Source organism: Longispora urticae, assembly GCF_053902585.1.
Genome location: NZ_JAQZSH010000040.1, coordinates 181683 through 192503 on the forward strand (window position 1 = coordinate 181683; position 10821 = coordinate 192503).

Annotated in this window: 15 protein-coding genes; 6 read left to right on the forward strand and 9 right to left on the reverse strand. The window is 70.9% G+C overall.

The window, feature by feature from the left end; genetic code table 11:
* The first annotated feature begins 29 nt into the window (after positions 1-29).
* Positions 30-563, forward strand: a complete 534-nt coding sequence (locus PT931_RS27615; RefSeq protein ID WP_456248626.1) for a COG4315 family predicted lipoprotein — start codon at positions 30-32, stop codon at positions 561-563.
* A 175-nt stretch (positions 564-738) separates the two neighbouring features.
* Here PT931_RS27615 and PT931_RS27620 read toward each other — a convergent pair whose 3' ends face one another.
* From PT931_RS27620 to PT931_RS27640, 5 genes are all read right to left on the reverse strand, one after another.
* The gene (locus PT931_RS27620; protein ID WP_456248627.1) at positions 739-1269 is read right to left on the reverse strand and encodes a hypothetical protein; all 531 of its coding nucleotides are present in this window, start codon (positions 1267-1269) and stop codon (positions 739-741) included.
* A 130-nt stretch (positions 1270-1399) separates the two neighbouring features.
* Positions 1400-1705 carry a hypothetical protein gene (locus PT931_RS27625; protein ID WP_456248628.1) on the reverse strand — a complete coding sequence of 102 codons (306 nt, stop codon included), beginning with the start codon at positions 1703-1705 and terminating at the stop codon, positions 1400-1402.
* Complete coding sequence (locus tag PT931_RS27630; RefSeq protein WP_456248629.1) at positions 1705-2250, reverse strand: hypothetical protein; 546 nt, start codon at positions 2248-2250, stop codon at positions 1705-1707. Before PT931_RS27630 ends, PT931_RS27625 begins: the two co-directional genes overlap by 1 nt.
* A 61-nt stretch (positions 2251-2311) precedes the next feature.
* A complete protein-coding gene (locus PT931_RS27635) occupies positions 2312-2872 on the reverse strand; it encodes an NADPH-dependent FMN reductase (protein WP_456248630.1) in 561 nt (186 codons plus the stop codon).
* A gap of 108 nt (positions 2873-2980) precedes the next feature.
* Positions 2981-3463, reverse strand: a complete 483-nt coding sequence (locus PT931_RS27640) for a glutathione peroxidase (RefSeq protein ID WP_456248631.1) — start codon at positions 3461-3463, stop codon at positions 2981-2983.
* A 101-nt stretch (positions 3464-3564) separates the two neighbouring features.
* Between PT931_RS27640 and PT931_RS27645 the strand changes: the two genes are divergently transcribed.
* Both PT931_RS27645 and PT931_RS27650 read left to right on the forward strand, forming a co-directional pair.
* The gene (locus PT931_RS27645) at positions 3565-4239 is read left to right on the forward strand and encodes a response regulator (protein WP_456248632.1); all 675 of its coding nucleotides are present in this window, start codon (positions 3565-3567) and stop codon (positions 4237-4239) included.
* A 918-nt stretch (positions 4240-5157) separates the two neighbouring features.
* Entirely contained in the window at positions 5158-5529 is a 372-nt protein-coding gene (locus tag PT931_RS27650; protein ID WP_456248633.1) for a hypothetical protein, read from the forward strand.
* Here PT931_RS27650 and PT931_RS27655 read toward each other — a convergent pair.
* The 4 genes from PT931_RS27655 to PT931_RS27670 form a co-directional block, all read right to left on the reverse strand.
* Positions 5499-5891: a hypothetical protein gene (locus tag PT931_RS27655; RefSeq protein WP_456248634.1), complete on the reverse strand. Its 393-nt coding sequence runs from the start codon at positions 5889-5891 to the stop codon at positions 5499-5501. The two genes, PT931_RS27650 and PT931_RS27655, sit on opposite strands and share 31 nt — an antisense overlap.
* 11 nt (positions 5892-5902) lie before the next feature.
* Positions 5903-6025 carry a hypothetical protein gene (locus PT931_RS27660; RefSeq protein WP_456248635.1) on the reverse strand — a complete coding sequence of 41 codons (123 nt, stop codon included), beginning with the start codon at positions 6023-6025 and terminating at the stop codon, positions 5903-5905.
* Positions 6026-6040: 15 nt separating this feature from the next.
* The gene (locus PT931_RS27665; RefSeq protein WP_456248636.1) at positions 6041-6457 is read right to left on the reverse strand and encodes a hypothetical protein; all 417 of its coding nucleotides are present in this window, start codon (positions 6455-6457) and stop codon (positions 6041-6043) included.
* Positions 6458-6531: 74 nt separating this feature from the next.
* On the reverse strand, positions 6532-7518 hold the full coding sequence (locus PT931_RS27670; RefSeq protein ID WP_456248637.1) for a helix-turn-helix domain-containing protein: 987 nt from the start codon (positions 7516-7518) through the stop codon (positions 6532-6534).
* A 105-nt stretch (positions 7519-7623) separates the two neighbouring features.
* Between PT931_RS27670 and PT931_RS27675 the strand changes: the two genes are divergently transcribed.
* The 3 genes from PT931_RS27675 to PT931_RS27685 all read left to right on the forward strand — a co-directional run bounded on the left by PT931_RS27675 (position 7624) and on the right by PT931_RS27685 (position 10660).
* Positions 7624-7806: a hypothetical protein gene (locus PT931_RS27675; RefSeq protein WP_456248638.1), complete on the forward strand. Its 183-nt coding sequence runs from the start codon at positions 7624-7626 to the stop codon at positions 7804-7806.
* Complete coding sequence (locus PT931_RS27680) at positions 7803-8153, forward strand: hypothetical protein (RefSeq protein ID WP_456248639.1); 351 nt, start codon at positions 7803-7805, stop codon at positions 8151-8153. The genes PT931_RS27675 and PT931_RS27680 overlap by 4 nt, the downstream gene beginning before the upstream one ends.
* Before the next feature lie 173 nt (positions 8154-8326).
* A complete protein-coding gene (locus PT931_RS27685; protein WP_456248640.1) occupies positions 8327-10660 on the forward strand; it encodes an HAD-IC family P-type ATPase in 2334 nt (777 codons plus the stop codon).
* Positions 10661-10821: the final 161 nt, after the last annotated feature.

The following is a 10821-nucleotide window of genomic DNA, read 5'->3' on the forward strand; positions in this document are numbered from 1 at the left end:
GGGTAGAGACCAACACAATGGAGGATCCGATGAAGAAGCTCGCCGCACTCGCCGTCCTGGCCGGTACCGTCCTCGCCCTCACCGCCTGCGACGGCTACGAGAAGCCCGCCGCCGCCCCGGCCACCTCGGCCCCCGCCGCCTCCGCCCCCGCCGCCGGCGCCCCCCAGACCCTGCGGGTGGCCACTGTGGACGGCTTCAGCGCCTTCGTCACCAACGCCAAGGGCCGCACGATCTACCGGTTCGACAAGGACACCAACAACCCCGCCAAGACCACCTGCTTCGACGCGTGCGCCGAGAACTGGCAGCCCGTCCTCGCCGGCCCCGGCGACGCCATCGACATCCAGGGCGTCGACAAGGGCCTGGTCGCTCTCATCGACCGGCCCGAGGGCAGGCAGCTCACCCTGAAGGGCTGGCCGCTGTACTACTACAAGGACGACAAGGCCCTCGGCCAGACCGTCGGACACGGCAAGAACGGGACGTGGTTCGCGATCGCGCCCGATGGGACGAAGGCCAAGAAGGCGGAGGCGGCGGCGACCCCCACCAAGGCCGGCTACTCGTACTGACCCGCACGTCGCGGAAGGGCCCGGCCACCACGGCCGGGCCCTCAGCCCGTTCCGCCCGGGCGCCGGTCACGCCACGTGGTTCGCCGGCCGTGCGCGGGGCTCCCGCCGGCCGTGCCTGACGTTTCGCGCCGGCCACTCGCGCGGGCCACTCGTGCGGGCCCCGATCTCGGTCCGGTCACGCCTCGCGGCGGTCGCGCAGGGTCGTGACCAGTATCGACAGCAGGAGAACCGCGATGCCGGCGATCCCCGGCCAGGCCGCCCAGCCGAGATCCTTGTCGTAGTACTGGCCGTGGACGGCTTCCAGGTGGTCGCGGACGACGAACGAGTACGTCCGCTCGGGCGCGGGGTCACTGCTGAAGGTGATCGCGCCCAACACGCCGACCGGCCGCCCCTGATCCTCCGCGGCGGACACCGGGATGTCGGTGACCTGGCCGACCGCGAGCAGCCCGGCGGCGGCGACGGCCACGACCGCCTCAACCGCCAGCGGCACCGGCACCCGGCCCCGCACGACGGTCCACCCGGTCCACGCCACGGTCACCGCGGCCACCAGGAGCAGGGCCCAGGTCCACGAGGTCGAGGCCTGCCAGGCGGTGACGTAGTCGTAGGACGAGGTTCCGTCCTCGTAACTCGAGGTCTCCTGGAACCACGGCCCGAACCCCGACAGCACCACCACCGCCCCGAACCCGGGCACCCACCACCGCCTCATCGCCCCAACCTAGTGGCACCGCCCGCCGCCCGCCGTCCCTCGGCACCCGCCCGGACCGGAAGTCCCACCCCCAGCCGGTCAGCGCGGGGTGAACTCCTGCTGACGTCTGACCTGAGCTCGGGCCGGCCCCTCAGCCGCCGGGATGGTCGCGGTCGGCCAACCAGACAGTGAGGTCCAGGGCGACCCGGCCGGCGTCCGCGTGGACGATGACCTCGTGTTCACGGCGGTGCGGGTCGCGGTACTCGACCTCGTAGCCGCCGTCGTCGCACCGCGCGACCGAGACGTACCAGGTGGCCGTGTCGTCGGGCGGGGTGACGGTGAGATACGTGTTGCCGGTGGCGTCGAGGTCGGTGAGCAGCATGAAGAGCGAGTCCTCGGACGGGTCTTCGATGTGGTCGCCGTCCTCGGTGTCGGCACGGTAGTAGTCGGCGACCATCACGAGCCCCCTGGTCCGGGGCGATCCAACACCCGGCCGGGGAGCGCCGGGTGTGCGTCGTCTACGCGGGACGTCCGGAGCCCTAGGAGGCTGTGCAGGATCAGGCCCGCCGGAACGCTGGGCTGATCCGTGGGCGGCGCGCTCAACGCGACCAGCCGGGCGCACAGCTCGGCGGCCGGCTCGCCGAGGACGATCGCGCTGAGGATCAGCTCCAGAAGCACACAGTCGAACTCGTCCGAGATGGCCCGGTAGCGCTCCGGCGAGGACTCCACCACGGCACCGCTGATCCGCCAGCCATCCCCGGCGGGGGCGAAGGTCGCCTCGTAGGTCTGGTTGCCGGTCCAGCTGCGGTGGAACGAGACCACGTCGCCCCGGGCGCTGACGTTCCACTTCTCGTCCATGTCCGAGGCCAGGTAGCCGAGCTGGATCCGCGCCCAGTCCCGCTGGCTCCAGACGCGGTCGGGCAGGACGGGCATCTGCCGGGGAGCGACGATCGGCTGGATCGGAGCCTGCGGTGGGGTCGGGGTCGGCGGGTCGGCGGGCATGATCGAAATCGTACGGGCCCGTCGGGCCTCTCTGGTGCCCCGAGGAGCCCCGGACGGGTACTCAGGGGGCCGGGGTGCGGATCGTGGTGGCGAGGGCGTCGAGGAGTTTGCGGACCAGCGCGGCCGTCGTCGTGTCCGTCAGCGTGCCGTGCTCGTCGAACCGTTCGCCCGCCTTGAACACCATCACCTCCGGCTGGACGACCATCCGCGCGTTGATCCACACGAACGACTGCCGCAGCGCCAGCTGGGCCCGGACCGCGCCGAAGTTGCCGGGTGAGGCGCCCATGATGGCCACCGGCCGGTGGGTGAGCGACGAGTGGCCCGCCGGTCGGCTCGCCCAGTCGATCGCGTTCTTCAACACGCCCGGGACCGAGTAGTTGTACTCCGGGGTCACGAACAGCACCCCGTCCGCCGCGCCGATCCGGCGCCGCAGGTCCGCGACCGGCTCGGGTGGCGTCTCGGTGTCGGTGTCGCCGTCGTACGGCGGGATGTCGCGCAGGCCCTCGTAGAGCTCGACGGTCATGCCGGCCGGGGCGAGCTGCCGGGCCGCCCGGAGCAGCGCCGTGTTGTACGAGCCCGCGCGCAGGCTGCCCGAGATGCCGAGAACGGTGATGTCGGTCATACGCCCACAGTACGGAGCGGGTCCGGCCGACGAAACGGAAACGTCGACCGGCCCGGACAAACCTTGCCCCACTTCCCCCGGGGATGGCCCGGGGCTACCCGCGAGGGGTCAGAGCTGCTTCTCGATGGCGGAGACCAGCTCCGGCGACTCGGGCGTGGTCTGCGGCGAGAACCGGCCGACGACCTCCCCGTCCCCGTTGACCAGGAACTTCTCGAAGTTCCACCGGATGTCGCCCGCGTGGCCCTCGGCGTCGGACGTGTCGACCAGCGCCTGGTACAGCGGGTGGCGGCCGGCGCCGTTCACCTCGAGCTTCTCGGTCAGGGGGAAGGTCACACCGTAGTTCGCGTCACAGAACTCGGCGATCTCCTCCGAGGAGCCGGGCTCCTGGCCGCCGAACTGGTTGCACGGCACGCCGAGGACGACGAGGCCCTGGTCACCGTACCGCTCGGCGAGGGCCTGTAGGCCCGTGTACTGCGGGGTCAGGCCGCACTGGGAGGCCACGTTCACGAGGAGGACGGTGCGGCCACGGTGGGCGCCGAGCGCGTCCGGGCCGCCGGCGAGGGTGTTCACGTTCACGTCAAACAGAGACATGCGGCAACACTACTAGTACCCCCCGACATGTCCGTCTGTGATCTTCAGCCGGTGGACGTGGCGCACACTGGGCCTGGAACCCCTGCCTGGAGGAGGCGCTGATGACCGGCTCGCCCCGGATCCTCGTCGTGGACGACGAGCCGCAGATCGTCCGGGCGCTCCGGATCAACCTGACCGCCAGGGGGTACACGGTCGACCTCGCCGCCGACGGCTCCCAGGCACTGCGCTCCGCCGCCCACCACCGCCCCGACCTGGTCGTCCTCGACCTCGGCCTGCCGGACATGGACGGCACCGACGTGATTCGGGGGCTGCGCGGCTGGTCCGACGTCCCGATCATCGTGCTGTCGGGGCGCACCGGCAGCCAGGACAAGGTCGCCGCCCTCGACGCGGGGGCCGACGACTACGTGACCAAGCCGTTCGGCGTGGACGAGCTGCTGGCCCGGGTGCGGGCGGTGACCCGGCGGCACACTCCGGTGGAGTCGACGCCGGTGGTGCGGGTGGGGGAGTACACCGTGGATCTCGCCAACCGGACCGTCACGCCCGACACGCATCTCACCAAGACCGAGTGGGAGCTGCTGGAGCCGTTGCTGCGGAATCCGGGGAAGCTGATCAGCCAGCGGCAGTTGTTGACGGACATCTGGGGGCCGACGTACGTCGGGGAGACGCACTATCTGCGGCAGTACATGGCGCAGTTGCGGCGCAAGCTGGAGACCGATCCGGGGCGGCCGCGGCATCTGTTGACCGAACCGGGGATGGGGTACCGGTTCGCTCCGTAGCAACTCCGGGTGTGGTCGGCGGAGCGGCCCGCCGGGCGTCCGTCAGCGTGCGGAGCGCCCTCGAGTGTCCGTCAGCGCGTGGAGTGTCCCCGCCGGGCGCCGAACCCCCGACCGGGCCGCCGTCCCGCGCGCAACGGAAGCGGACCGCCCAGCCTGGCCATCTGCCTCCGATACGCGCGCACCTCCGCCGAGGTGCCTCGACGCCGGCGTCGCGGTCGGGAAACACCGCCCCGCCAGCCGCCACCGTGCGCGCTGTCGTCCCGAAGAGGTTGCCCTGCAGGCGGCCGACGTCCACCCGGCGGCCGTTGACGCTGTACCAGACCTCGCGCCGGTTGCCGAACAGCACGATGCCCTGGGGGAGGAACCCGACGTCGGTGTAGACGTCGAAATCCCAGTCACCGGGGCCTCCTCCCGGCGCGTGGTTCCCCCGGAGGTGGTGGAGGAAGCGGGCCAGCCCGACCGGTGCGCCGTAGGGAACCACCGCGTCGGCATACGCCTCCCCGGAGTCGAAGTAGACCCGGAACTCCACGCCGAAGAGCCGGCCCCGGATCCTCCTCTCGACGCTGAGCGAGAACAGGTCCGCGTCGCCGCTGCTGGTGCGGTCGGTGGCGTTGACGTTCCGGTCGAGGTACCCGTAGGACAAGGTCTCCGGGGTGGCCAGGAGACCCGGAATCCGTTCGACCGAACCGTGGAGCAGGTAGGCGCACATCAGGTCCACGGGATGCGCCTCGTGCGCCAGTCGGGTGAAGAAACCCTCGGAAAAGCCGTCCCGCACGGGTACCTCCAGCCGCCGCGTCCTCGCCGGTCGTGGACTCCGTGGGAGGGTAACGGGTCGGGCACGTCGTTTCCGGGACGGGCGACCGACCGTGCCGGTGTCGCCAGCCACGGGACCGGCCAGGCGTGGGGGACAATCGTGCGGTGAACGATGGTGTCGTGCATGTGTTCCTCGCCCATGGCCAGTTCCCCTCAGAGGCGGAGCTGCGGGCGTACCTGGACCAGCGGTGGTCGCCGGACGGGAACGCGGAACCGTCGACGTTCATGGCGCAGGCCGGCATCGTCGAGCTGACCCCCGAGTGTGTCGAGGCGGTCCACATCGACGACCTGGGGCACTCCGGTCCCGTGGCACCGGCGGTGCTGCTCCGGGAGGCCTCCTACGCCGACCAGTGGCTGGCGGACCTCGACGCGACCGAACCGGCCGACGCGGCGATCTGCGTCTACCCGCCGAACGTCGTGACGAATCCAGGGGGAACACCCCTGCGCTATGTCGGCGCGTTCCCCGTGCGGCCCTGAGGCCGCCCCTCGACGTCCGCCCGGACGGAGACTCCGGCGGCGGCCAGGTCAGCGGCCAGCGTGGCGTTCCGGATCGCCCCGGCCGGCAACCCGCGCAGCGACTCCCGCGCCCGGAGCGCCACCTCCGGGCGCGGAGACCGGGCCATGTCCAGCAGCAGCCGGACCTCCCGTTCGGCACCGTCCTCGCCGAGGAGGTACGCGAGCTGGTCCTGCCACTCCTCGCTCTGCGCACTCCAGCCCTCCAGCAGGTCCGCCCACTCGACGGCGGAGAACCGCGACAACGCGTCCCGGGAGTGCTCGACGCCGACGTCCCACCAGTAGTCGGTGCCGGGGCCGATGAAGGCAGGGTCCACGATCCGCATACCGACCATTGTCAGGGGTTCCGCCACCCGATCGGGTCGCCGTCGAGCGCCGCCCGCGCGAGCCGCTGCGCGGAGGCCGTCTTCAGCGAGGCGAGGATCGATTCGATCCAGGGCTGGCAACTCGACACCCTCACCGACCGCCCGTTACATCACCCGCCGCCACCCGTGTCGCTGGTCGTTGACGCGTTCGGGCGGATCAGGTCCCAGGTGTGGGTGTTGACCGTGAGGTGCCGGTCGAAGCCGACCCATCTGCCTGACATCGCGGTGCCGTCGTCACTCACGACGAGCTGCATCGCGCCATGGAACGTCACGCCCTGATAGTGGCCATCAGCGGCGGTGATCTCTCGCCAGGTGCCGGTGACTACCCGGCCGTCGACAGTGAGGTTCAGCGTCAGTTTTGAACCCTCATCGGAGGGCAGGCTCGCACCGGAGAGTCTGTCGCCGTGTCTGCTCAGCACCATCTCGTGCTCGCCGATGAGGTCTCGGTCGCGGCTGTCGGAGTGGTAGTGGTACCGGGAGCGCCAAATACCCGAGAGGTCGCCGCCGGCCAGCGGATCGTCCTTCATGAAGGAAAGGTTACCGGCAGAATCGGGCACCCGGATGTGCCAGATGCACGGTGCACTTCAGTAGGGTCCGCCACCTAGACCTTGTTGTGAAACGGCTTCAGCGCGCTGCCGGTGGTCGCTGGCGAGATCCAGTTGAGTTCCCATATGTCGCTGTTGACGGACGACTGACTGTCGAAGCCGACCCACCTGCCCGTCATGTTCCGCCCTAGCGGGCTGACCACCAATTGGATCGCGCCGTGGTAGTTCGCGCCTCGGTATTGGCCGTCAACCGCGGTCGCTTCGGACCAGGTACCGGTGGCGGCGGTGTGGTTCACCGTCAGGTTGATGCGCAGCACGGAGTCGTTCAGGGCAGGCAGGCTCTCGCCGATCAGGCGGTCGCCCTGGTGCAGCAGAACGACGTGGTGCTCCATCGTCAGGTTCTGTTCCTGGCTGTCGGAGTAGTAGCGGTAGCGGGAGTGCCAGACGCCGGACAGGTCTCCGCCGTTCGCGGGCCGGCGAGGTTGAGGGTCGTCGATACCGTCGAGTACGGGGTCGGCTGCGGCGAGGGCGAGGCCCGCTGACAGCTTGAGTAGGAGGCCTCGGCGGTCGGTCTCGTCGTTGAGGCGGCTCGCCCAGGCTGCCAGGTCACGTCCCAGGGACTCGACGTCCTGGTCGGCCAGCTCGCGGATTCGGCCCGCGTCGTCGCCGAGAAGAGGCAACCCGCCAGCCTGAGGTTGGCTGAAGTCGGGGCCGTCGGTGAGGAGGTCGGCGACGGAGCATTCGTAGAGTTCGGCGAGCTTGGCCAGGGTCTCCAGCGAGGGGGCGTGGCCGGTGCTGGCGGGCCACAGTTCCCAGTAGGAGAAGTTCTTGAAGGTCTTCGGGTGCGCCGGCCAGAGGGAGTTCCAGCGCTCGGCGGCCTGGGGTTGGCTCCAGCCGTGCGCGAGGCGGAACGCCACCCGCATGTTCAGCCGGTAGGTGTGCGCGAACACCGCTGCGATTTCCGGCCACGTGCGGTGCTGTGCGCGCAGCTCCGTGGTCAGTTGGCGTTGTTCCTGACGAAGACTCCGCAATGCCCCGGCCATTGGACCAGGCTACTGAACCTCCCCGTCCAATGGGGAGATCAAGCCCGGACAGATCACGGGAATCATGGGTGTTTCGCCGCTCGGAAGTAACGCAGAGTCATACCCATGAAGACGTGGAACGTTGTCCGCTCCGAGTTGCCGCCCACTCCGGCGGAGCGTGAGCAGGTGCTGGAGATCCAGACCGTGCCCAACCTGGCCGAGGCGATGCGCCTGTTTGACCAGCAGCGCCTTCGGCCGCGCGTGCGAGCCGGGGTCGAGCGGCTCAAGGTCGTGGAGCGTGGTGCATGATGCCGCTCACCGCCACCGCGCTCGGCACCCTCGACACCCACGAGACCGACGGCCCGCACCGCGTCATCAGCCTCTGCCTCCACGACGACCGGGCGGAGGAGGGCGACGGCGTCTACGCCTACTGGCTGGTCCCCGGCGAAACCTACGGCCTCGTCCACGACGGCACCACCTGGACGGTCACCGGTGGCTCGTGGACCGAGCCCGGCCACACCTACAGCCTCCTGCGCTCGGGCCATCCCGCCGTCAGCCTCCCCACGCTGCACGGCGACGAGTCCCTCGACCCCGGGCACACCTACCAGGCCCACCACGGCCCCGAAGGCTGGGAACTCTGGCGGCACAACACCTGATCTCGGAAGCACCACCGCACCCGCCCGGGCAGCTATCCCTGGGCCCGACCCGAGCCGGGATATCGCAGGAGCCCCAGCCGGGGAGCCCGACCTCGGGGCACCGGGGAGCCCCGGCCGGGGTGCGGTCGCCCGATCCGCCCCGCCGGCCAGGCGAAACGTACAAGATGGTGGGTATGGATCTGACTCAGGGGCTCAGTGCGACCGAGGTGGCCCAGCGCGTCGCCCACGGCCAGGTCAACGTCGCCAGCCGCGAGCACAACCGCTCCCTCGCGCAGATCATCCGCGCCAACGTGTTCACCCGGTTCAACGCGATCATCGCCCCGATGGTGGCCCTGGTCCTGGTCTTCGGTTCGCCCAAGGACGCCGTGTTCGGGCTGGTCATCGTGTTCAACAGCGCGGTCGGCGTCATCCAGGAGCTCCGGGCCAAGCGCACCCTCGACCAGCTGGCGCTGCTGGGCCAGGCCCCGGTCCGGGTCAGGAGGGACGCCGAGGACGTCGAGGTGGCTCCCGACGCCGTGGTGCTGGACGAGCTGATTTTGCTCGGGGCGGGGGAGAAGATCCCCGTCGACGGGACCGTGGTGATCAGCGGCGGGCTGGAGGTGGACGAGTCGCTGCTGACCGGGGAGTCCGATCCGGTGCACAAGGAGCTCGGGGCCGAGGTGATGTCGGGGAGCTTCGTGGTGGCCGGGGAGGGGGCGTTCACGGCGACGAAGGTCGGGGGCGACTCGTACGCGAACAAGCTGGTGGCCGAGGCGAGCCGGTTCAGTCTGGTGCACTCGGAGCTGATGACGGGGATCAACCGGATCCTGACGTGGGTGACGTGGCTGATCGTACCCGTCGGCATTCTCCTGATCTTCAGTCAGTTGCGGGCCGATCAGGGGCTCGCGCAGGCCATCGTGAGCAGTGTCGCGGGCATCGTGCCGATGATCCCCGAGGGGCTGGTGCTGATGACGACCATCGCGTTCGCGGTGGGGGTGGTGCGGCTCGGGCGGCGCAAGTGCCTGGTGCAGGAGCTGCCGGCCGTCGAGGGGCTGGCCCGGGTCGACGTGCTCTGCCTGGACAAGACGGGGACGCTCACCGAGTCCGGGATGGATCTCGACGAGGTGCGGGCGTGCGACGGTCAGACCACCGAACACCTTCAGGGGGTACTGGCCGCGCTCGCCGCCGCCGAGTCCACCCCCAACCCGACGCTCGTGGCCGCGGCCGGCACGACGACCGCGCCCGGCTGGCCGGTCACCGACCAGGTGCCGTTCTCGTCGGCGCGCAAGTGGAGCGGGGTGACGTTCGACGGGCAGGGCAGCTGGGTACTGGGCGCGCCCGACGTGCTGCTCGCCGACGGGGACCCGCAGCGGGTGCTCGCCGAGGACATCGGCTCCACCGGGATGCGGGTCCTGGCGCTCGGGCAGGTCGACGCGCTGACCACCGAGCTGGGGACCGTGCGGGCGGCGGCGCTGGTCATGCTGCGGCAGCGGATCCGGCCCGACGCGGCCGAGACGCTCCGGTTCTTCCGGGCCCAGGACGTCACGGTCAAGGTGATCTCCGGGGACAACGCGGTGTCCGTGGGCGCGGTCGCGGCCTCGCTGGACGTGGCCGGGGCGGAGGAGCCGGTGGACGCGCGGACCCTGCCCACGGAGGCCGGCGCGCTCGCCGACGTGCTGGAGGGGCGGTCCGTGTTCGGGCGGGTCACGCCGCAGCAGAAGCGGTCGTTCGTGGGGGCGTTGCAGTCGCGCGGGTACACGGTTGCGATGACGGGGGACGGGGTCAACGACGCGCTCGCGCTCAAGGACGCCGACCTGGGCGTGGCCATGGGCTCCGGGAGCGCGGCGACCCGGGCCGTGGCCAAGGTGGTGCTGCTCGACGACCGGTTCGCGACGCTGCCGTACGTGGTCGCCGAGGGGCGCAAGGTGCTCGGCAACATCGAACGGGTCGCGAACCTGTTCCTCGTCAAGACCATGTACTCGGTGGCCCTCGCGGTGCTGGTCGGCGTCGTGCGGCTGCCGTTCCCGTTCCTGCCCCGGCACGTCACCCTCGTCGGCGCGCTCACCATCGGCATCCCCGGCTTCTTCCTGGCCCTGGCGCCGAACACCGAACGGGCCCGGCCCGGGTTCGTGCCCCGGGTGCTGCGGTTCGCGATCCCCGCCGGCCTGGTGTGCGCGCTGGCGACCTTCACCGCGTACTGGCTGGCCCGGGTCAACGGCGCCTCCAGCCTCGACGCCGACCGGACCACGGCCGCGTTGACGCTGTTCCTGGTGGCGCTGTGGGCGTTGGCGCTGGTCGCGCGGCCGTACACGTGGTGGCGGGCCGGGCTGGTCGCCGTGATGGCGGGGATCTTCGCGTTCGTGGTGGCGGTGCCGTTCACCCGGGACTTCTTCCTGCTCCGGTTCGACAACCTGCGCAACAACCTGACCGGGGTGGGGCTCGCGGCGGTGGCGGCGGTGCTGCTGACCGTGCTGCTGCGGCTGGACCGGTGGCTGGACAGCCTGAACCCGCGGTCGAAGAAGGGCTGAGAAGCCTGTCCGGTGGCGCGTCCGTCACAGGTCGGACGCGCCACCGGTAGGCCGTGGCCGCCTGGCCGGGGTCGGGCCCACACCCCGATTCCGGTCCCCGACCCTGCGCACCACGGAAGTCACCACCTGGTCGCGGCCCCGCCGGGGCCGCGCCCCCCCCC

Excerpts from the sequence above, each read along its gene's own strand:
- PT931_RS27615 (WP_456248626.1), top strand. The coding sequence starts at position 30 with ATGAAGAAGCTCGCCGCACTCGCCGTCCTGGCCGGTACCGTCCTCGCC.
- PT931_RS27680 (WP_456248639.1), top strand. The coding sequence starts at position 7,803 with ATGATGCCGCTCACCGCCACCGCGCTCGGCACCCTCGACACCCACGAG.
- PT931_RS27670 (WP_456248637.1), bottom strand. The coding sequence starts at position 7,518 with ATGGCCGGGGCATTGCGGAGTCTTCGTCAGGAACAACGCCAACTGACC.
- PT931_RS27685 (WP_456248640.1), top strand. The coding sequence starts at position 8,327 with ATGGATCTGACTCAGGGGCTCAGTGCGACCGAGGTGGCCCAGCGCGTC.
- PT931_RS27645 (WP_456248632.1), top strand. The coding sequence starts at position 3,565 with ATGACCGGCTCGCCCCGGATCCTCGTCGTGGACGACGAGCCGCAGATC.
- PT931_RS27625 (WP_456248628.1), bottom strand. The coding sequence starts at position 1,705 with ATGGTCGCCGACTACTACCGTGCCGACACCGAGGACGGCGACCACATC.
- PT931_RS27620 (WP_456248627.1), bottom strand. The coding sequence starts at position 1,269 with ATGAGGCGGTGGTGGGTGCCCGGGTTCGGGGCGGTGGTGGTGCTGTCG.
- PT931_RS27675 (WP_456248638.1), top strand. The coding sequence starts at position 7,624 with ATGAAGACGTGGAACGTTGTCCGCTCCGAGTTGCCGCCCACTCCGGCG.
- PT931_RS27640 (WP_456248631.1), bottom strand. The coding sequence starts at position 3,463 with ATGTCTCTGTTTGACGTGAACGTGAACACCCTCGCCGGCGGCCCGGAC.
- PT931_RS27630 (WP_456248629.1), bottom strand. The coding sequence starts at position 2,250 with ATGCCCGCCGACCCGCCGACCCCGACCCCACCGCAGGCTCCGATCCAG.
- PT931_RS27655 (WP_456248634.1), bottom strand. The coding sequence starts at position 5,891 with ATGCGGATCGTGGACCCTGCCTTCATCGGCCCCGGCACCGACTACTGG.
- PT931_RS27635 (WP_456248630.1), bottom strand. The coding sequence starts at position 2,872 with ATGACCGACATCACCGTTCTCGGCATCTCGGGCAGCCTGCGCGCGGGC.
- PT931_RS27665 (WP_456248636.1), bottom strand. The coding sequence starts at position 6,457 with ATGAAGGACGATCCGCTGGCCGGCGGCGACCTCTCGGGTATTTGGCGC.